Source organism: Acidobacteriota bacterium (assembly GCA_035529075.1).
In the GTDB taxonomy this organism is placed as follows: Bacteria; Zixibacteria; MSB-5A5; order GN15; family FEB-12; genus DATKXK01.
In genome coordinates, this window is record DATKXK010000010.1 from 1 (window position 1) to 16,502 (window position 16,502).

Here is a 16,502-nt window from a genome sequence, read left to right on the forward strand (position 1 = left end):
TTTGCCGGAGGGAGTGGAGATGGTGATGCCGGGTGACAACGTGTCGCTGGACGTGCAGTTAATCACGCCGATCGCGATGGAGAAGGAGCTTCGCTTCGCCATCCGCGAGGGCGGCCGGACGATCGGTGCCGGCGTCATCGCGGAAATTTTGGAGTAAGTGCAAGAGCGGGTAATTATGGACGTACAGAAAATCAGAATTCGGCTCAAGGCCTACGACCACTATTCGCTTGACCGGTCGACCAAGGAGATCGCGCAAACCGTTCTGCGAACGGGGGCGCGGATTGTCGGCCCCGTGCCGCTTCCGACCAAGCGCACCGTGTACACCGTCCTTAGATCGCCCCACGTTGACAAGAAGTCGCGTGAACAGTTTGAAACCAGGGTGCACAAACGCCTGATAGAGATCTACGACTCGACACCCCAGACGGTCGACGCCCTCATGAAACTCGACCTGCCGGCCGGTGTCGATGTTGAGATCAAAACCTGACGGATTGGCGGCTATGAAAGAGATTCTCGGCAAGAAACTGGGCATGACCCGGATATTTACGGAGGCCGGCGAGGCCGTCCCGGTGACGGTCATCCAGGCCGGTCCCTGTCCGGTGGTGGCGCGAAAGACCGTCGAGAAGGACGGTTATAACGCTTACCAGGTCGGTTTCGGCGCCCGTCGCCAGAGCCGGACCAATAAGCCGATGACGGGGCATTTCGCCAAGGCCGGCGTGCCAATTACCCAGTACCTGCGTGAAATCCACTTCGACGAAGAAGAACTTGAAGTCGGGGCGGAACTGAAGGTGGGAGTTTTCAAGGAGGGCGAACTGATCGACGTCACCGGAACCTCGCGCGGCCTGGGATTCGCCGGTACCATGAAGCGTCACGGCTTCAGCGGCGCCAACAAGACGCACGGGCAGTCCGACCGCTCGCGTGCCCCCGGGTCAATCGGTCAGTCGTCGTATCCGTCGCGGGTCTTCAAGGGGACGCGGATGGCCGGCCGAATGGGGCGTGATACCGTAACGACATTGGCCCTGCGAATTGTCAAAATAATCGAGGATGAGAACCTGATGTTGATCAGAGGGACCGTCCCCGGGAACAAAGGTTCGCTGGTCCGGGTACGCAAGTCGAACCGGAGCCGATAGCGAGTGGCAACCATGACAGTGAAAGTATACAGCCAGGATGGAGCCGAAGTCGGGTCGGTTGAACTCGACCAGCACGTGTTCGGCACCGAGCCGCACGAGAGCCTTGTTCATCAGTACGTCGTGAATTACCTGGCCCGGCAACGGCAGGGAACGGCTTCTACGAAGTCGCGCTCCGAGGTCAGAGGCGGCGGCCGGAAGCCGTGGCGGCAGAAGGGTACCGGCCGGGCTCGGGCAGGCACCATTCGCTCTCCGCTGTGGCGGGGCGGGGGTACGGTATTCGGCCCGTCACCGCGCGAGTACGGCTCGAAGATGCCCAGGGCCATGAAGAATCTGGCTATCCGGTCGGTCTTCTCGGACAAGGCCAGGTCCGGCGGCATTAAGGTCGTGGACCAGATTACGATGGAGGAGTTCAAGACCAAGGCGGTGCGCGGCATTTTGACCAGACTTGACCTGGCCGACAAGAAGTGTCTCCTGCTCGACGAGGGGCGCAACGATAAGCTGGTTTACTCCTGTCGGAATCTTCCCGGGGTGCATTACTGCCGGGCGACTCTGGCCAACGGCTACGACGTGTTGAATGCTGACGTTGTCCTGCTCACCAGAGCCGGCCTGGACAAGATTGTAGAGGTGTTCTCATGAGCATCGATCCCAGATCCATCATTAAGTCGCACATCACGACTGAACGCACGACGTTTTTGAAAGAGAAGACCAATTCGTACGTTTTCGAGGTGGACAAGAAGGCCGACAAGTACGCCATCAAGGAGGCCATAGAGAAGGCCTTCAAGGTAAAGGTCGATTCGGTCCGAACCTCCATCGTGCCGCGCAAGCCCAAGAGGATGGGTCGCTTTCAGGGTACCAGGTCTTCCTGGAAGAAGGCCATTGTCAAGCTGAAGAAGGATCAGAAGATCACGGTCTTCGAGAACGTTTAAGGTTAGGTGCTGGAAAGCCATGCCGATTAAGAAATTTCGTCCCGTTACGCCGTCGTTGCGGTTTCGTACCGTCCCGATGTTCGAGGAGATAACTTCCACGGTGCCGGAGAAGTCGCTTCTCGAACCGCTGAAACGAACCGGAGGGCGAAACAACAAGGGCCGCACGACCTCGTATCATCGAGGCGGCGGTCATAAACGACACTACCGGCAGATCGATTTCAAGCGGGATAAGCGCGGCATACCGGCGCGCGTGGCGTCCGTGGAGTATGATCCCAACCGCTCGGCCCGGATCGCGCTGCTGCACTATGTCGATGGCGAGAAACGATATATCCTGGCTCCTGCGGACCTGCACGTGAGTGACATGCTCGTGGCCGGGGAAAGCGTTGAGATCCGGTCGGGGAACGCGATGCCGCTGGGGAATATGCCGCTCGGCATCAATGTTCACAATATCGAGATGCGGCCCGGCAAGGGCGCTCAGATGGTGCGTTCAGCCGGTTCCATGGCCCAACTGGTGGCCAAGGAGGGGAACAAGGTAACCATCAAGATGCCGTCGGGTGAAGTTCGCACGGTTCCGGCGCAATGTTACGCCACCATCGGACAGGTTTCCAACATCGACCATAAAAACATCGTGCTCGGCAAGGCAGGCGCCGCACGCTGGCGGGGGCGGCGTCCAATCGTGCGCGGCGTTGCCATGAACCCGGTGGATCACCCGATGGGCGGAGGCGAGGGCCGTTCCTCCGGCGGGCGCCATCCCTGCACGCCGTGGGGCAAACCGACAAAGGGCTTTAAGACCCGCCGTAAACGGAAGTCGCTCGATCACCTGATCGAGGATCGCAGAAAGAAGCAGTAATTGCGGAGTTTTGACGTATGCCTCGTTCGCTGAAAAAAGGTCCCTACGTAGAAGACAAGCTGCTGAACAAGGTGGAAACCATGAACGCCAGCGGCGATAAGAGGGTCATCAAGACCTGGTCGCGGCGTTCGACCATCAGTCCCGAGTTTGTCGGCCATACTTTCGCCGTGCACAACGGCCAGAAGTTTATTCCTATTTACGTGACTGAGAACATGGTCGGTCATAAGCTCGGGGAGTTCGCGCCCACCCGAACGTTTCGGGGACATGGAGGCAAGCTGGTTGAACGTGCCTCGGTGGTGAAAGGATAAGGTGGAAGTATGCCGGTACACGCAACCGCCAGACTCAAGTACGTCAGCATCCCGCCTCGCAAGATGAGGCTAGTGGCTGAAATGGTCAAAGGCATGCCGGTCGAAAAGGCGCTGAACATACTCAATTTCAGCCCGCGGATCGCCGCTCACCATATCGCCAAGACGCTCAAGTCGGCGGCCGCCAACGCCCTGTCGCAGGAAGGTACGGGCCAATTGAAGCCCGAGAACCTGCGTATCAGCACCATCAAGGTCGACAACGCTCCGACGGCAAAGCGGATTCGGTTCCAGTCCATGGGGCGGGTGTATCGTATCCGCAAGCGGCACTGCCACCTGACTATCGTGCTTGAGGAAGCGGGGATCTCGAGAGAGCCGGAGGAAGCCAAGACGACCAGGACCCGGGAGGCCGAGCAGGAAACCAAGGGTAAGGAAGCGGCCAAGGCCGTCAAGAAGAAACCGACCGCCAAGAAAACGGCCGGCCGGGGCAAAGCGGCCAGGGAAAGGACTTCTCGAAAAGTGGCGACGCATAAAGGTGTGCCCAAAGGATCGGTGCCCAAGAAAACGACCACCGGCCGGGCCTCCGTCATGGTCAAAAAAGGGAAAGCCAAAACCGATTAGAACGCCTGAATGAGGAGACGGTAAGGAGAAAGCATTGGGACAGAAGACTAACCCGATAGGTTTTCGGCTCGGGATAAACAAACCGTGGAATAGCCGTTGGTATGCACCGGATCGCGCCTTTGCGGATCTGGTCTACGAGGACATGAGGGTCAAGCGGTACATCAGGCAGCGTCTGGAAAATGCCGGTATTGCCAATGTGCTTATTTCCCGGGCCCCCAAGAGAGTGACCGTCGACATCAGAACCTCCCGGCCCGGCATTGTCATCGGCCGCCGGGGAGCCGAGGTGGACAAGCTCCGCGAAGAGTTACAGTTGCTGACCAAGAAAGATATCGCCCTGAACATAATTGAGGTGAGGAAGCCGGAACTTGACGCCCAGCTCGTGGCCGACTCGATTGCACGCCAGCTGGAAGGACGCGTGCATTTCCGGCGAGCCATGAAGCGGGCCGTCGGCGCTACCATGAAGATGGGCGCCGAAGGTATCAAGGTCCAGTGCGGCGGCCGCCTCGGCGGTGCCGAAATCGCCCGGTCGGAAAAGTACAAGGACGGCCGCGTGCCGCTGCATACGCTGCGGGCTGATATCGATTACGCCACGGCCACCGCCCACACTACGTACGGTACGATCGGTGTGAAGGTATGGATATGTCGAGGTGACATCCTTGGCAAGGGGCCGTACAGCGGGGAAGAAGACAAGCAGGAAATCCAGGCTCTCGAGCCGACACCTGCGGCGCGTCCCAGGCGGGGTAAGGGTGCCGGTCGCCCACCGAGGAGACGGGTTCGCGGCCGGGTGCGCCGCCCCAACGACGGCGGTTCCGAGAACGCACCGGGGCGGGGTCGACGGACCGGGGGCTCGCGCCCCGGCAGGGGTAGAGATATGGCCAGGCCCAGGCAAGGCGGGCCGCCCAAAGACGCCCCGGCGGGTAAGTCTGAGCAGAAATGAGTTGCGCCCAATGAGTGGGAGTGCTGACAAATGTTGATGCCTAAAAGGACAAAGTTCCGCAAAGTACAACGAGGCCGGATGACCGGTAAAGCCAAGGGCGGTGCCTCGGTCGACTTCGGTGAGTTCGGCCTCAAGGCGCTGGAGCCCTGCTGGCTGAGCAACCGGCAGATCGAGGCTGCTCGTGTCGCCCTGACCCGACACATCAAGCGTGGCGGGAAAATCTGGATTCGCGTGTTCCCGGACAAGCCCGTGACCAAGAAGCCGGCGGAGACGCGCATGGGCAAGGGCAAGGGAGCTCCTGAATACTGGGTGGCAGTGATCAAACCGGGGCGCATTCTGTTTGAGATCGAAGGCGTCGCGGAGCAACTGGCCCGCGAGGCCCTGCGCCTGGCTGCCACCAAGCTACCGATGAAAACCAAGTTCGTGACGCGAACAGATACCGAGGCGGTCTGACATGAAAGCGCCAACGCTCAGAGAGATGACTCGAGAAGAGTTGCTTCAGCGGATAAACGACCTCAAGGACGAGATGTTCAACCTCAGGATGCGCCGGTCGCTAAAGTCGCTGGAGAACCCGCTTCTGCTGCGCCAAACCAGGCGGGATATCGCCCGGATTGAGACCATCCTGCGGGAGGACGAAATCGGCAAGCGCCAGGTGGCGCGCACCAAGCGGTCGATTCTCGATGAGTCCGACAAGAGCAAGAAGGACCAGCAGCGTTAGGGGATCAGTGAATGGCTGAAAAGGTTCAGAGAAACGTAAGAAAAGTCCGTCAGGGGAAGGTTGTCTCCGACAAAATGGACAAGACGATCGTTGTGCGGGTCGAGCGCACCATGAAGCATCCGCTATACATGAAGACTGTTAGCACGTCGTCGAAGCTCTACGTGCACGACGAGAAAAGCGAAGCGCACGTTGGTGACCTGGTCCGCGTAATGGAAACTCGGCCGCAGTCCAAGTCAAAGCGCTGGCGGCTGGTGGAGATCGTCGAGAAGGCCGAGTAGCACGGCGTCGCGGACGCGTGTTCCGGGTGGAGAAAGGTACAAAGGCGATGATTCAGGAATACACGGAGCTTTCGGTGGCAGACAACTCCGGGGCCAAGCGCGTTATGTGCTTCCGTGTGCTCGGTGGCAGCAAGAGGAAGTATGCCTCGATCGGAGACATCATTGTCGTCACGGTCAAGGAGGCAATCCCGGGAGGGACAGTCAAGAAATCCGAGGTGTGCAAAGCAGTGGTTGTGCGAACCAAGGCGCAGGTGAGACGAAAGGACGGGTCGCTGATCCGGTTCAGCGACAATGCCGCCGTCATCATAAACGAACAGCGCGAGCCGCGGGGAACCCGCATCTTCGGGCCGGTTGCCCGCGAACTGCGCGATAAGCAGTTCATGAAAATCGTGTCTCTCGCTCCGGAAGTGCTTTGAGCGAAAGGTCGTAGGTATGCGAATAAAGAAAGGTGACACGGTGTACGTCAGGACCGGGCAGTATAAAGGGAAAACCGGCCGCGTGCTCCACGTCGACGCGAAGAAAAACATGGTGCTGGTTGAAGGCATCAACCACAAGAAACGGCACCAGCGGCCGACCCAGAAGAACCCCAAGGGCGGCATCCTGTCCATAGAGGCGCCCGTCCACCTGAGTAACGTCGCCCTGTATAGTCCCAGTCTCGGCGGACCGACCAGGACGCTGACCCGGGTCATCGAGGACGGCGGCAGGAAGCGGAAAGTACGCATCTGCCGGAAAACGGGAGAGGAGATCTGACGAATGGCCAGGCTGATGGACAAATACGTGAACGAAATCCGGCCCCGGCTCATGAAGGAAAACAGGTACTCTTCCCCCATGCAGGTGCCGAGGTTGTCCAAGGTCACTATCAACATGGGCGTCGGTGAGGCGACTCTAAATCCCAAGCTCCTGGAAAACGCCATGGGGGAGTTGACCACTATTGCCGGGCAGAAGCCGGTGCTGACGAGCGCGCGCAAGAGTATCTCCAACTTCAAGCTGCGCAAGGGAATGAACATCGGCTGCCGCGTCACGCTCCGCCGCGAGCGCATGTATGAGTTTGTCGACCGGCTGGTCAGTATCGCTATCCCCCGCATCCGGGATTTCAGGGGAATCAGCCCGAAATCGTTCGACGGCAGAGGCAATTACAACCTCGGCGTCCGCGAACAGTTGATGTTTCCGGAAATCGATTATGATAAGATAGAGAAGGTGCGGGGCATGACCATTTCGTTTACGACCACCGCCAGGACTGACGAGGAAGCACGGCAGCTCCTGACTGAACTGGGGATGCCCTTCCATAAGTAGGAGACCGATGGCCAAGAAATGTCTCATAGAAAAGCAGAGGCGCAAGCCTAAGTTCGGAGTGCGCGGGTACAGTCGCTGCCGCCGGTGCGGGCGGCCCCGTGCCTTCATGAGGCGCTTCGGCATCTGCCGTATCTGTTTCCGCGAGATGGCGCTGGCCGGCGAACTGCCGGGCGTCGTCAAAGCGAGTTGGTAAACCGTTAGTGAACGTGTCTGGGAGAATAGTTCGATGAGTATGACCGACCCGGTCGCTGATCTGTTAACGAGGATTCGTAACGCGTCGAAAGCCCGGAAGCCGGCCTTGAACATCCCGGCCTCCAAGCTCAAGCGGGAAGTATTGCGGATTCTCAAGGAGGAGAGCTTTATCCGCGACTATATGGATTTGCCCGATAACAAGCAGGGCATCCTGCGGATATACCTCAAGTACAGCAGTAACGACGTCCCGGTGATCAAAGGTATTCGCCGCGTGTCCAGTCCGGGGTTGCGCCGGACGTGGAACGCCGAGGAGGTGCGCCGCTCAACGTTTGGTCAGACAGGTATCGCCCTGCTCTCGACTTCGCAGGGCGTGATGACCAACTTTGAGGCCGCCCGCAAGAAGATCGGCGGCGAGGTCATGCTGAGGTGCTGGTAGGAAAAGGATCGAGACATGTCACGAGTTGGTAAAAAACCGGTGCCGATCCCGGAGAAAACAAAGGTCGAAATACGTGACGCCCGGATAACGGTGACCGGACCGAAGGGTACGCTGACGAGGCCTATCCATCCGGATATCACCGCCGCCGTCGACGGCCAGCAGGTGGTCGTGACGCGGCAGACGGATCAGAAACGGCACCGCGCCTTGCACGGGTTGACTCGAGCTCTGATTCAGAACATGGTGGTGGGCGTCACGCAAGGGTATGTCAAAGAGCTGGAAATGATTGGAGTCGGATACCGGGCCGAGATGCGGGGCCAGACCCTGGTGCTGAGCCTGGGCTACTCACATCCGATCCTCCTCCGGCCGCCTGACGGCGTGGCCATCTCCGTGGCCTACAAAGAGAGCAAGATAAAGGTTGAAGGAATAGACAAAGAGTTGGTCGGTAACACGGCTGCCAAGATCCGTTCGTTTCGCAAACCGGAACCATATAAGGGCAAGGGTATTCGGTATGTCGGCGAGTACGTGAGATCCAAGGCGGGCAAGACGGCCGGGTAAGTGACCTACCTGTAGCGTGATAACATATGGCTGACGTAAACATTGTCAAGACGAAAAAAGCCGAGCGCCGGCGCCGCCGGGTACGGGCCAAGGTGTTCGGTACGCCCACTCGCCCCCGGCTTTCGGTCGCCAGGTCGTTAAAGCAGATCTATGTGCAGGTCATTGATGATCAGAGCGGCTCGACTATTGTGGGTCTCGGCTCGACCTCCAAGGCAATGCAGCCCCTGGTCGAGAAGAAAGATACCAAGACGGCGGTGGCACGAAAGGTCGGACTCAAAATCGCTGAGTTGGCCAAAGAAAAAGGGATCGAAGCCGTCGTATTCGACCGGAATCGTTTCCTGTACCACGGCCGTGTCAGAGCGGTGGCCGAGGGGGCACGTGAGGGTGGGCTGAAACTGTGACGAGAGACAAAACGAGCGTTCTTTATAAGATGAGGTAAGACTTGGCGCAGTACGAGATGGGCAGCCTCGAGTTCGAGGAAAAGGTCATAAAGATCAACCGCGTGGCCAAGGTCGTCAAGGGCGGACGGCGGTTCAGCTTCACCGCCCTGGTGGCCGTCGGCGACAAGCACGGAAAGGTCGGAGTGGGGCTCGGCAAGGCCTCCGAAGTCTCCGAAGCGATCCGTAAAGGGACCGAGGCCGCGCGCCATTCGATGAGAAAGGTCAGCCTGGTCGAGGGGACCATTCCGCACCGGGTGGACGGTCGCTATTCGGCCACCACCGTGGTGATGCGGCCGGCCTCTCCCGGCACCGGCGTGATTGCAGGCGGCGCCGTTCGCGTGGTTCTGGAATCCCTGGGGGTCCAGGACGTCCTGACCAAGGTGCTGGGGAGCCGCAATTCCAGTAACGTTGCGAAGGCCACCATGAACGGATTGATGAACCTCCGCACCAAGCAAGAGGCGATCGGTTTCCGTAACGAAACCTGAGCGCAGGCGAACGAAGGAACGTCAGCATGGCCAGACTGAAAGTGACACAGATTCGGAGCACGATCAATCAGAGGGAAGTTCACAAGCGAACGATTCGTGCGCTCGGGCTTGGAAAGATTCGCGGGGCGGTCGTCCATGACGATACGCCGCAGATTCGCGGAATGATTCGGGCTGTAGGCCACTTGGTATTAGTGGAAAAGGTTGACTGAGATTGCTCACGGTGAGGCAAGAGATGGATCTGCATACACAAAAACCCGCCAAGGACTCGCAAAAAAGCCGTCGGAGACTCGGTCGCGGGACGGGAAGCGGACGGGGAAAAACAAGCGGCCGAGGCCACAATGGACAGAGTTCCCGAAGTGGCAGTGGTATTCGCAGGGGTTTCGAAGGTGGACAGATGCCGCTGCACCGGCGTCTTCCCAAGTTCGGCTTCAAGAACATCTTCAGAGTCGAGCGCCAGATCGTAAACGTCGGCGATCTTTCCCGTTGCGAACCGGGCGAGGTTACGGGCGAAACGCTGGTCAGGGCCGGCCTGCTGAAGAAAGCTCACGGACCCGTTAAGATTCTCGGCAACGGCACGGTGGACAAAGCCTTTACGGTAAAGGCCGCTGCCTTTTCCAAGTCCGCCGTGGCCAAGATCGAGGCAGCCGGCGGAAAGACCGAGGTGGTCACGTGATAGGAACCTTCAGGTCAATATTCAAGGTCGAGGAGCTGAGGAAACGGATCCTGATCACGCTCGGCCTGTTGATCGTCTACCGCATCGGCGGTCACATCCCCACTCCGGGTGTTGATGGTTCGGTGATTTCTCAATTCATCTCGTCTTCACAGTCGATTTTCGGCCTGCTCGATCTGTTCGCCGGAGGCGCTTTTGCCAAGGCCACCATTTTCGCGCTGGGCATCATGCCGTACATCTCGGCTTCGATTATGTTCCAATTGCTCGGTGCGGTGGTCCCGTACCTCCAGCGTCTCCAGCGCGAAGGCGAAGAAGGGCGCAGGAAGATTACCCAGTATACGCGTTATCTGACCGTGCTTATTGCCGCCCTGCAGGCCTGGGGCACGGCCGGATTTCTTCAGAGCATCAACTGGAACGGTATACCGGCCGTGACTCCGGAGGTTCAGACCTGGTTCGTTCCCATGACCGTCCTGACCTTCACCTGCGGCACTATTTTCATAATGTGGCTGGGTGAACAGATCACCGAGCGCGGCATAGGCAACGGTATTTCCCTGATCATTTTCATAGGCATTATCGCGCGCCTGCCGGAGGCCATTATCAGCGAATTTCAGCTTATGATCGTCGGGACGCGCGACATCTGGGTAGAGGTTGTCCTGGTCGGCATGATGGTTCTTGTGATTGCAGCCATTGTGCTGATGACTCGCTCGCAGCGGCGCATCCCGGTTCAATACCCGCGCAAGGTGATCGGCCGGAAGGTTTTCGGCGGCGCCACCACGCACCTGCCGCTGTCCGTCAACTCGGCCGGCGTTATTCCGATCATCTTCGCCCAGTCCATCATGTTCCTTCCGTCGACGGTGGCCCAGCTCTTTCCTCAGGCTGAGTGGATTCAGAACCTCGTCGGGGTCTGGCTGGCGCCGGGAGGACTCTGGTATTCGTTCATATACGGCCTGATCATCATCTTCTTTGCCTATTTCTATACGGCTATTGTTTTTAACCCGGTGGACATTGCGGACAACATGCGCAAGAACGGCGGTTACATTCCCGGTATCCGCCCGGGCCGGAACACGGCCGAGTATATAGAAAAAGTCCTCACGCGGATCACCCTGCCGGGAGCCATCTTCTTTGCCTGTATAGCGGTTCTCCCCTGGGTATTGATCAGCCAGGCGCAGGTCAGCTTCTTCTTCGGCGGTACCGGGCTGCTGATTGTCGTGGGTGTGGCCCTGGATACGCTCCAGCAGATTGAGTCGCACTTGCTGATGCGCCACTACGACGGGTTCATGAAGAAAGGCAAGATTCGCGGGAGGTCGATGTAGGCATGAATCTCGTCTTCCTCGGTCCGCCCGGTTCCGGCAAGGGTACGCAGGCAGCGCGGCTCGCCCGTGAGTTGGGAATCGTTCACCTTTCCAGCGGTGACATGCTGCGGGAGGCCGTACGGCGGGAAACTGAACTGGGTCGGAAGGCTGGCGAATACATATCGAAGGGTGAGTTGGTTCCGGATGACCTTATGATCGAGGTGATCGAGGAAAACGTCAGTTCGGGAAAACTCGGCGGCGGGTTCATTCTGGATGGTTTTCCGAGAACGGTGCCGCAGGCCGAGGCGCTTGGGGCGATGTTTGACCGGCACGGCATCTCGCTGGACAAGGCCGTCCTGCTGAGGGTGAGCACCGAGACGATTTTTGCCCGTCTCAAAGGCAGGGCAGCACAGGAAAACCGTTCCGACGACACCGAGGAGGTAATTCGGCGCCGCCTGGACGTTTATGAGAAACAAACCAGGCCGATTGAAGAATTCTACCGTCGGGAGTCGATCTTGACGGAGATCAAGGGTGAAGGTACGCCGGAGAACGTCTTTGACGCCATCGTCGAAGCCACGGCCTGACAGAGAGTGACAGAGTGATCGTGCTTAAGACCAGCCAGGAGATTGAAATCATGCGTCGCGCCGGACGGATTGTGGCTCAAGTCCTCGATTTGGTGGATGAGAGCCTTGCCCCCGGTATGACGACCAGCGAGCTGGATCGGCGCATCGAGGATTTCATCAGGGCGCGCGGGGCGGTCCCGGCCTTCAAGAACTACCAGGGCTTCCCGGCTTCAGCCTGCATCTCCATCAATGAGGAAGTGGTTCACGGCATTCCCGGCAGCCGCGTGATCGAGCAGGGAGATATCGTCTCGGTCGACGTGGGCGCGGTTGTGGACGATTACTACGGGGATTCGGCCCGGACATTTGCCGTCGGCGAGGTATCGCCTGATAAAGGCCGGCTGATGGCGTCGACTCTTGAGTCCCTGATGGCCGGTATTGACAAGGCGAGAATAGGCAATAGATTGGGGGATATTTCGGTAACCGTCCAGCGCGTGGCCGAGAGCCAGGGGTTCGGCGTGGTCCGGCAGCTGGTCGGGCACGGTATCGGCCGGCGCATGCACGAGGAACCCCAGGTACCCAATTTTGGTTCTTCTGAGGACGGACCGGTTCTGGAGGCCGGAATGGTGCTGGCTATTGAGCCGATGATCAACATGGGTACATACGACGTGAAAACCATGCCGGACGGATGGACCGTGGTTACGGCCGACGGTCAGCCGTCCGCGCATTTCGAGCACACGGTAGCGATAACAAACGACGGTCCCGATATACTGACCTTATCTTAGAGGAGCGCATGGCCAAAGAGGAAACCATCACCGTTGAGGGGAAAATCGTCGAAACTCTGCCTAATGCGATGTTTCGCGTGGAGTTGGACAACGGCCATGTGGTCCTGGCGCACATATCGGGGAAGATGAGAATGCATTTTATCAAGATTTTGCCCGGCGACAAGGTGACGCTCGAGCTGTCGCCGTATGATTTGTCACGGGGCCGCATAACCTATCGGTATAAGTGATGAATGCCGGCCCGGTGGAGGTGCCGTTATGAAAGTTCGGTCTGCTATCAAGAAACGTTGCGAGCACTGCAAGATAATAAAACGGCGTGGCGTCCTGAGAGTGATCTGCTCGAAGAACCCCAGTCACAAGCAGCGCCAGGGTTAGAAAACGCGCCGCGTGAGGATGAAGGAGAACTGATTTGGCTCGTATAGCCGGTGTAGATCTGCCTAAAGACAAACGCATTGAAGTCGGTCTGCGATACATCTTCGGGATAGGTCCCCACGTCGCCAGAGACATTCTGAAGAAGACGGGTGTCAGCCCGGATACGCGTGTCCACAAGCTGTCCGATGATGACATTACCAAGCTGCGTACTGTCATCGAAAACGACTACAGCGTGGAAGGTGCCCTTCGTACCCAGATCTCTATGAACATCAAGCGGTTGATAGATATCGGCTCTTACCGGGGTTTGCGGCACCGTCGAGGCCTGCCCGTTCGCGGGCAGCGAACCAAGACCAACGCGCGGACCAGGAAGGGTGCCAAGCGGACCATCGGCGGCCTGAAGAAGAAGCCGGCCGGCAAGACCTAGTGGAGTAACTTCGTAGAGGTTAAGTGTGGCAGAACCAAAGAAAAAAAAGGGCAAAAGAAGGATTGGACGTGTCGATTCGGACGGCATTATCCATATCAAAGCGACCTTTAACAATACCATTGTGACGATCGCGGACCTGAACGGGCGGACGATTTGCTGGGGTTCGGCCGGCAGGGTGGGCTTTAAGGGGTCCAAGAAATCAACGCCGTTTGCCGCCCAGATGGCTGCCACCGCAGCCGTCAGGGAGGCCATGGACCTCGGGCTGCGCAAGGCTGAGGTGCTCGTCAAGGGGCCTGGGCCGGGACGTGAGGCGGCCATTCGATCCCTGTCCGCCGCCGGGCTGGAAATCACGCTCATAAAGGACGTCACGCCGATCCCTCACAACGGGTGTCGTCCGCCCAAGCGCCGTCGGGTGTGACCGCTCCGCACATGAGAGCAAGCTGTTAAGAGGAGAGTAGATGGCTCGATATCGTGATGCTAACTGCAAACTGTGCCGCCGCGAGGGAGAGAAGCTCTTTCTGAAGGGGGCGCGCTGCAATACGGACAAGTGCGCGCTTGAACGCCGCCAGTATGCGCCGGGGCAGCACGGCCAGAATTTCCGCCGAAAAATCTCGGCGTACGGCCTGCAGTTGCGCGAAAAACAAAAAGTCCGCCGGACCTACGGTATACTGGAGAAGCAGTTTCGGAACTATTTCAGCAAGGCTGACGCCAAGAGCGGCATTACCGGAGAAAGCCTCCTGCAGTTTCTTGAATGTCGCCTTGACAACATGGTGTATCGGCTGGGCTTCGCCGGTTCGCGCAAACAAGCGCGGCAGGTTGTCCGGCACCGCCATATCCTGGTCGACAATCGCGTCGTGGATATTCCCTCCTACCAGGTGCGGCCCAGGCAGGTCATTCGCGTGAAGGATAAGTCAAAGAATCTCGACCTGATCCATACGGCGTTGAAGATGGGCCGGGGAGATGATATTCCCTGGCTGAGGCTGAACAAGGCGGCGCTGGAAGGGGAGCTTCTGGAAGTGCCCAAACGTTCCGACATACAGTTGCCGGCAAACGAGCAGCTGATCGTGGAGCTGTACTCGAAGTAGCATGTATTCCCTCTGGGAGGTCTTTCGTTTATGAAATGGAAATCAATGACCATGCCTAAGGAGGTCGTCGCCGATCTGTCCTCGGCTACCGAGAACTACTCGCGGTTTATCATTGAGCCGCTCGAGAGAGGCTACGGCGTGACATTGGGAAACGCCCTGCGCCGGGTGCTGTTGTCGTCCATCCAGGGAGCGGCTGCGGTCTCGATGCGCATTACCGGCTGTCTGCACGAGTTTTCGACTCTCGAGGGCGTCTACGAGGACGTTACCAATATCGTCCTCAATGTCAAGCAGATTGTGGCCAAGATGCATGCCGATGACATGCGCACGCTGCGCGTGCGGACGAACAAGAAAGGGAAAATCACGGCCGGAATGCTCGAGGGAGGCACCGAGGTCGAAATACTCAATCCCGAGTTGCACCTGTGCGAGCTGACTGATGACGTTGAGTTTGAAATGGAAGTGGATATCGACTCCGGGCGCGGCTACCACATAAGCGAACAGAACAAGCGGCCCGATGCGCCGGTCGGGACGATCTTTGTCGACTCGCTGTTCTCTCCCGTAGTCAAGGCCTCCTACTACGTCGAAAACACGCGCGTGGGCCAGCGAACCGATCTGGACCGGCTCACCCTGGAGATGACCACCGACGGCGCCATCACGCCGGAGGACGCGCTCAGCTATGCGGCCAAACTGATGAAGGACCACCTGCAGCTGTTCATCCACATGGATGAGGAAGTCATGGTCGAAGAGGAGCCGGAAGAGGATGAAGAAATCGTCCGGATGCGACAGTTGCTGAAGACCCGCGTGGACGAGCTGGAGCTTTCGGTTCGCTCCTCCAATTGCCTGCGGGCCGCCAATATCCAGACGCTGGCTGATCTGGTCACGAAAACCGAACAGGAAATGCTCAAGTACCGCAACTTCGGACGAAAATCCCTCAATGAGATCGGCACCCTGCTGGAAGAGATGGACCTCTCGTTCGGAATGGATATCGCCAGGTACACGGAACCTGAAAAGAAGACGTGAGCGTAGAATATGGGACACCGCGATAAGGTCAAAAAGCTGGGTCGCACCAGCTCACACCGGAACGCCATGCTGGCCAATATGGCTATGTCGCTGTTTCAGCACCGGGTCATTCGTACTACCGACGTCAAGGCAAAGGCGTTGCGACCGCTCGTGGACCGGTTGATCTCCACGGCCAAGAAGGGTACCCTGGCGTCCAAGCGACAGGTGGCCAGAACGGTCCGGGTCAAACCGGTCTTCAAGAAGCTATTCAGCGAAATCGTGCCGCAACTGGCCGATCGTGACTCCGGGTTTACGCGCGTCGTCAAGCTGGGCGTGCGGCGGGGGGACGGCGCCCCGATGTCGGTGGTCGAACTGCTGACCGAGCGCAAGGCGGAGGGGGACGAGGCCAAGGGGAAAAAGGGCAAGAAGGCCGCCCCGGCCGGAAAAGCGAAAGCTAAGACCAGGAAACCGGCAAAGGCCAAGTGATCCGAGACTGCAGGATCCGGCACACGACGGCCCGCCGCGCGGCGGGCCTTTTTTGTTGCCCGGATGCCCTTGATCAAATTGCTTGATATGACGTTGACCGCGTGTTATGTTACCGTCTGGATTGGCCCGTAATCGAATCACGGGGAGTGGCTCCCGTCAAGCTTATTGTGTCTTGGCAAAAATTCCACCTGCTAATACGTGACACGAGAGAGGTACAATGGAACAGACCCAGAAGAAGGGATTGTCGAAAGGGTGCCTGGTGGCGCTGATCATTGTCGCCGTGCTGGTCGTGATTATCGTCGTCGCTGGGTTGACCTGCTGGTATTACAAGGATGATCTGGCGAAAATGGGCGCCACCACGGGTGTCAGCGGTGTCAAGGATCTGATGGCGCAGACGCCCCCGGAGGGGATTGATACGGCGCAGTTCAACGCGCTGGCTGATGCCTTTCTGGTGAAGCTTAACGAAGAGCCGCTCGACTATGAGAAGTACGCCGGATTCATGCAAGCCCTGCAGGGCGTGATTGACGATAAGGCAATTAGCACCGATGAGGCTGAACGTTTGGCGGATGCCATGATCGTGTACTATCCGGATCTGACCGAACAGTATCAACCTCAGGAGGCGATAGATACGACCGGTGTGATAGACTCCACCGTGTCGCAATAGGGCGACGGTGT

The 16,502-nt window shown here is 58.4% G+C and carries 33 protein-coding genes; all 33 read left to right on the forward strand.

Annotation, left to right across the window (positions count from 1 at the left end):
• On the forward strand, nucleotides 1-157 hold a 157-nt coding region (gene tuf / locus VMY05_03090), incomplete at its 5' end, for an elongation factor Tu (protein ID HUV30065.1).
• Nucleotides 158-175: 18 nt separating this feature from the next.
• Nucleotides 176-484 carry a 30S ribosomal protein S10 gene (gene rpsJ, locus VMY05_03095; protein HUV30066.1) on the forward strand — a complete coding sequence of 103 codons (309 nt, stop codon included), beginning with the start codon at nucleotides 176-178 and terminating at the stop codon, nucleotides 482-484.
• Between the two features lie 13 nt (nucleotides 485-497).
• On the forward strand, nucleotides 498-1,127 hold the full coding sequence (gene rplC, locus VMY05_03100) for a 50S ribosomal protein L3 (GenBank protein HUV30067.1): 630 nt from the start codon (nucleotides 498-500) through the stop codon (nucleotides 1,125-1,127).
• Nucleotides 1,128-1,139: 12 nt separating this feature from the next.
• Complete coding sequence (gene rplD, locus VMY05_03105) at nucleotides 1,140-1,763, forward strand: 50S ribosomal protein L4 (GenBank protein ID HUV30068.1); 624 nt, start codon at nucleotides 1,140-1,142, stop codon at nucleotides 1,761-1,763.
• Nucleotides 1,760-2,053 carry a 50S ribosomal protein L23 gene (rplW, locus tag VMY05_03110; protein HUV30069.1) on the forward strand — a complete coding sequence of 98 codons (294 nt, stop codon included), beginning with the start codon at nucleotides 1,760-1,762 and terminating at the stop codon, nucleotides 2,051-2,053. Before rplD ends, rplW begins: the two co-directional genes overlap by 4 nt.
• Before the next feature lie 19 nt (nucleotides 2,054-2,072).
• Complete coding sequence (rplB, locus tag VMY05_03115) at nucleotides 2,073-2,903, forward strand: 50S ribosomal protein L2 (GenBank protein HUV30070.1); 831 nt, start codon at nucleotides 2,073-2,075, stop codon at nucleotides 2,901-2,903.
• Between the two features lie 17 nt (nucleotides 2,904-2,920).
• Nucleotides 2,921-3,211: a 30S ribosomal protein S19 gene (gene rpsS, locus VMY05_03120; protein HUV30071.1), complete on the forward strand. Its 291-nt coding sequence runs from the start codon at nucleotides 2,921-2,923 to the stop codon at nucleotides 3,209-3,211.
• Between the two features lie 9 nt (nucleotides 3,212-3,220).
• Complete coding sequence (gene rplV, locus VMY05_03125) at nucleotides 3,221-3,826, forward strand: 50S ribosomal protein L22 (GenBank protein HUV30072.1); 606 nt, start codon at nucleotides 3,221-3,223, stop codon at nucleotides 3,824-3,826.
• A 34-nt stretch (nucleotides 3,827-3,860) separates the two neighbouring features.
• Complete coding sequence (rpsC, locus tag VMY05_03130; protein ID HUV30073.1) at nucleotides 3,861-4,763, forward strand: 30S ribosomal protein S3; 903 nt, start codon at nucleotides 3,861-3,863, stop codon at nucleotides 4,761-4,763.
• Between the two features lie 30 nt (nucleotides 4,764-4,793).
• Nucleotides 4,794-5,216, forward strand: a complete 423-nt coding sequence (gene rplP, locus VMY05_03135; GenBank protein ID HUV30074.1) for a 50S ribosomal protein L16 — start codon at nucleotides 4,794-4,796, stop codon at nucleotides 5,214-5,216.
• Between the two features lies 1 nt (nucleotide 5,217).
• Nucleotides 5,218-5,481: a 50S ribosomal protein L29 gene (gene rpmC, locus VMY05_03140; GenBank protein HUV30075.1), complete on the forward strand. Its 264-nt coding sequence runs from the start codon at nucleotides 5,218-5,220 to the stop codon at nucleotides 5,479-5,481.
• Between the two features lie 11 nt (nucleotides 5,482-5,492).
• The gene (gene rpsQ / locus VMY05_03145; GenBank protein HUV30076.1) at nucleotides 5,493-5,759 is read left to right on the forward strand and encodes a 30S ribosomal protein S17; all 267 of its coding nucleotides are present in this window, start codon (nucleotides 5,493-5,495) and stop codon (nucleotides 5,757-5,759) included.
• Between the two features lie 47 nt (nucleotides 5,760-5,806).
• Nucleotides 5,807-6,175: a 50S ribosomal protein L14 gene (rplN, locus tag VMY05_03150; GenBank protein ID HUV30077.1), complete on the forward strand. Its 369-nt coding sequence runs from the start codon at nucleotides 5,807-5,809 to the stop codon at nucleotides 6,173-6,175.
• A gap of 16 nt (nucleotides 6,176-6,191) precedes the next feature.
• Nucleotides 6,192-6,509: a 50S ribosomal protein L24 gene (gene rplX / locus VMY05_03155; protein ID HUV30078.1), complete on the forward strand. Its 318-nt coding sequence runs from the start codon at nucleotides 6,192-6,194 to the stop codon at nucleotides 6,507-6,509.
• A 3-nt stretch (nucleotides 6,510-6,512) separates the two neighbouring features.
• Nucleotides 6,513-7,052 carry a 50S ribosomal protein L5 gene (gene rplE, locus VMY05_03160; GenBank protein ID HUV30079.1) on the forward strand — a complete coding sequence of 180 codons (540 nt, stop codon included), beginning with the start codon at nucleotides 6,513-6,515 and terminating at the stop codon, nucleotides 7,050-7,052.
• Between the two features lie 7 nt (nucleotides 7,053-7,059).
• Nucleotides 7,060-7,245 (forward strand): type Z 30S ribosomal protein S14, encoded by a 186-nt coding sequence (locus VMY05_03165; protein HUV30080.1) that lies wholly within the window; start codon nucleotides 7,060-7,062, stop codon nucleotides 7,243-7,245.
• Between the two features lie 33 nt (nucleotides 7,246-7,278).
• On the forward strand, nucleotides 7,279-7,680 hold the full coding sequence (gene rpsH / locus VMY05_03170; GenBank protein ID HUV30081.1) for a 30S ribosomal protein S8: 402 nt from the start codon (nucleotides 7,279-7,281) through the stop codon (nucleotides 7,678-7,680).
• Nucleotides 7,681-7,695: 15 nt separating this feature from the next.
• Nucleotides 7,696-8,235, forward strand: a complete 540-nt coding sequence (rplF, locus tag VMY05_03175) for a 50S ribosomal protein L6 (GenBank protein HUV30082.1) — start codon at nucleotides 7,696-7,698, stop codon at nucleotides 8,233-8,235.
• 26 nt (nucleotides 8,236-8,261) lie between these two features.
• Nucleotides 8,262-8,636: a 50S ribosomal protein L18 gene (rplR, locus tag VMY05_03180; GenBank protein HUV30083.1), complete on the forward strand. Its 375-nt coding sequence runs from the start codon at nucleotides 8,262-8,264 to the stop codon at nucleotides 8,634-8,636.
• Between the two features lie 41 nt (nucleotides 8,637-8,677).
• Nucleotides 8,678-9,160 (forward strand): 30S ribosomal protein S5, encoded by a 483-nt coding sequence (gene rpsE / locus VMY05_03185; protein HUV30084.1) that lies wholly within the window; start codon nucleotides 8,678-8,680, stop codon nucleotides 9,158-9,160.
• A gap of 26 nt (nucleotides 9,161-9,186) precedes the next feature.
• Nucleotides 9,187-9,369: a 50S ribosomal protein L30 gene (gene rpmD, locus VMY05_03190; GenBank protein HUV30085.1), complete on the forward strand. Its 183-nt coding sequence runs from the start codon at nucleotides 9,187-9,189 to the stop codon at nucleotides 9,367-9,369.
• A gap of 23 nt (nucleotides 9,370-9,392) precedes the next feature.
• Nucleotides 9,393-9,833 (forward strand): 50S ribosomal protein L15, encoded by a 441-nt coding sequence (gene rplO / locus VMY05_03195; protein ID HUV30086.1) that lies wholly within the window; start codon nucleotides 9,393-9,395, stop codon nucleotides 9,831-9,833.
• Nucleotides 9,830-11,143, forward strand: coding sequence for a preprotein translocase subunit SecY (gene secY, locus VMY05_03200; GenBank protein ID HUV30087.1), 1,314 nt, complete (start codon nucleotides 9,830-9,832; stop codon nucleotides 11,141-11,143). The genes rplO and secY overlap by 4 nt, the downstream gene beginning before the upstream one ends.
• 2 nt (nucleotides 11,144-11,145) lie before the next feature.
• Nucleotides 11,146-11,706, forward strand: a complete 561-nt coding sequence (locus tag VMY05_03205) for an adenylate kinase (protein HUV30088.1) — start codon at nucleotides 11,146-11,148, stop codon at nucleotides 11,704-11,706.
• 14 nt (nucleotides 11,707-11,720) lie between these two features.
• On the forward strand, nucleotides 11,721-12,467 hold the full coding sequence (map, locus tag VMY05_03210; GenBank protein ID HUV30089.1) for a type I methionyl aminopeptidase: 747 nt from the start codon (nucleotides 11,721-11,723) through the stop codon (nucleotides 12,465-12,467).
• A gap of 8 nt (nucleotides 12,468-12,475) precedes the next feature.
• Complete coding sequence (infA, locus tag VMY05_03215; protein ID HUV30090.1) at nucleotides 12,476-12,694, forward strand: translation initiation factor IF-1; 219 nt, start codon at nucleotides 12,476-12,478, stop codon at nucleotides 12,692-12,694.
• Nucleotides 12,695-12,722: 28 nt separating this feature from the next.
• Nucleotides 12,723-12,839: a 50S ribosomal protein L36 gene (rpmJ, locus tag VMY05_03220; protein ID HUV30091.1), complete on the forward strand. Its 117-nt coding sequence runs from the start codon at nucleotides 12,723-12,725 to the stop codon at nucleotides 12,837-12,839.
• A gap of 34 nt (nucleotides 12,840-12,873) precedes the next feature.
• Nucleotides 12,874-13,260: a 30S ribosomal protein S13 gene (gene rpsM, locus VMY05_03225; GenBank protein ID HUV30092.1), complete on the forward strand. Its 387-nt coding sequence runs from the start codon at nucleotides 12,874-12,876 to the stop codon at nucleotides 13,258-13,260.
• Nucleotides 13,261-13,285: 25 nt separating this feature from the next.
• The gene (gene rpsK, locus VMY05_03230) at nucleotides 13,286-13,678 is read left to right on the forward strand and encodes a 30S ribosomal protein S11 (protein HUV30093.1); all 393 of its coding nucleotides are present in this window, start codon (nucleotides 13,286-13,288) and stop codon (nucleotides 13,676-13,678) included.
• A 40-nt stretch (nucleotides 13,679-13,718) separates the two neighbouring features.
• Nucleotides 13,719-14,345, forward strand: a complete 627-nt coding sequence (rpsD, locus tag VMY05_03235) for a 30S ribosomal protein S4 (GenBank protein HUV30094.1) — start codon at nucleotides 13,719-13,721, stop codon at nucleotides 14,343-14,345.
• Between the two features lie 30 nt (nucleotides 14,346-14,375).
• Nucleotides 14,376-15,362, forward strand: a complete 987-nt coding sequence (locus VMY05_03240) for a DNA-directed RNA polymerase subunit alpha (GenBank protein ID HUV30095.1) — start codon at nucleotides 14,376-14,378, stop codon at nucleotides 15,360-15,362.
• Nucleotides 15,363-15,371: 9 nt separating this feature from the next.
• Nucleotides 15,372-15,827 (forward strand): 50S ribosomal protein L17, encoded by a 456-nt coding sequence (gene rplQ, locus VMY05_03245; GenBank protein HUV30096.1) that lies wholly within the window; start codon nucleotides 15,372-15,374, stop codon nucleotides 15,825-15,827.
• A 217-nt stretch (nucleotides 15,828-16,044) separates the two neighbouring features.
• A complete protein-coding gene (locus VMY05_03250) occupies nucleotides 16,045-16,491 on the forward strand; it encodes a hypothetical protein (GenBank protein HUV30097.1) in 447 nt (148 codons plus the stop codon).
• Nucleotides 16,492-16,502: the final 11 nt, after the last annotated feature.

Bases quoted from the DNA above. Each gene is read 5' to 3' on its own strand.
- rpsJ (HUV30066.1), top strand. From the start codon at position 176: ATGGACGTACAGAAAATCAGAATTCGGCTCAAGGCCTACGACCACTAT.
- rplC (HUV30067.1), top strand. From the start codon at position 498: ATGAAAGAGATTCTCGGCAAGAAACTGGGCATGACCCGGATATTTACG.
- rplD (HUV30068.1), top strand. From the start codon at position 1,140: ATGACAGTGAAAGTATACAGCCAGGATGGAGCCGAAGTCGGGTCGGTT.
- rplW (HUV30069.1), top strand. From the start codon at position 1,760: ATGAGCATCGATCCCAGATCCATCATTAAGTCGCACATCACGACTGAA.
- rplB (HUV30070.1), top strand. From the start codon at position 2,073: ATGCCGATTAAGAAATTTCGTCCCGTTACGCCGTCGTTGCGGTTTCGT.
- rpsS (HUV30071.1), top strand. From the start codon at position 2,921: ATGCCTCGTTCGCTGAAAAAAGGTCCCTACGTAGAAGACAAGCTGCTG.
- rplV (HUV30072.1), top strand. From the start codon at position 3,221: ATGCCGGTACACGCAACCGCCAGACTCAAGTACGTCAGCATCCCGCCT.
- rplP (HUV30074.1), top strand. From the start codon at position 4,794: ATGTTGATGCCTAAAAGGACAAAGTTCCGCAAAGTACAACGAGGCCGG.
- rpmC (HUV30075.1), top strand. From the start codon at position 5,218: ATGAAAGCGCCAACGCTCAGAGAGATGACTCGAGAAGAGTTGCTTCAG.
- rpsQ (HUV30076.1), top strand. From the start codon at position 5,493: ATGGCTGAAAAGGTTCAGAGAAACGTAAGAAAAGTCCGTCAGGGGAAG.
- rplN (HUV30077.1), top strand. From the start codon at position 5,807: ATGATTCAGGAATACACGGAGCTTTCGGTGGCAGACAACTCCGGGGCC.
- rplX (HUV30078.1), top strand. From the start codon at position 6,192: ATGCGAATAAAGAAAGGTGACACGGTGTACGTCAGGACCGGGCAGTAT.
- rplE (HUV30079.1), top strand. From the start codon at position 6,513: ATGGCCAGGCTGATGGACAAATACGTGAACGAAATCCGGCCCCGGCTC.
- VMY05_03165 (HUV30080.1), top strand. From the start codon at position 7,060: ATGGCCAAGAAATGTCTCATAGAAAAGCAGAGGCGCAAGCCTAAGTTC.
- rpsH (HUV30081.1), top strand. From the start codon at position 7,279: ATGAGTATGACCGACCCGGTCGCTGATCTGTTAACGAGGATTCGTAAC.
- rplF (HUV30082.1), top strand. From the start codon at position 7,696: ATGTCACGAGTTGGTAAAAAACCGGTGCCGATCCCGGAGAAAACAAAG.
- rplR (HUV30083.1), top strand. From the start codon at position 8,262: ATGGCTGACGTAAACATTGTCAAGACGAAAAAAGCCGAGCGCCGGCGC.
- rpmD (HUV30085.1), top strand. From the start codon at position 9,187: ATGGCCAGACTGAAAGTGACACAGATTCGGAGCACGATCAATCAGAGG.
- rplO (HUV30086.1), top strand. From the start codon at position 9,393: ATGGATCTGCATACACAAAAACCCGCCAAGGACTCGCAAAAAAGCCGT.
- VMY05_03205 (HUV30088.1), top strand. From the start codon at position 11,146: ATGAATCTCGTCTTCCTCGGTCCGCCCGGTTCCGGCAAGGGTACGCAG.
- infA (HUV30090.1), top strand. From the start codon at position 12,476: ATGGCCAAAGAGGAAACCATCACCGTTGAGGGGAAAATCGTCGAAACT.
- rpmJ (HUV30091.1), top strand. From the start codon at position 12,723: ATGAAAGTTCGGTCTGCTATCAAGAAACGTTGCGAGCACTGCAAGATA.
- rpsD (HUV30094.1), top strand. From the start codon at position 13,719: ATGGCTCGATATCGTGATGCTAACTGCAAACTGTGCCGCCGCGAGGGA.
- VMY05_03240 (HUV30095.1), top strand. From the start codon at position 14,376: ATGAAATGGAAATCAATGACCATGCCTAAGGAGGTCGTCGCCGATCTG.
- rplQ (HUV30096.1), top strand. From the start codon at position 15,372: ATGGGACACCGCGATAAGGTCAAAAAGCTGGGTCGCACCAGCTCACAC.
- VMY05_03250 (HUV30097.1), top strand. From the start codon at position 16,045: ATGGAACAGACCCAGAAGAAGGGATTGTCGAAAGGGTGCCTGGTGGCG.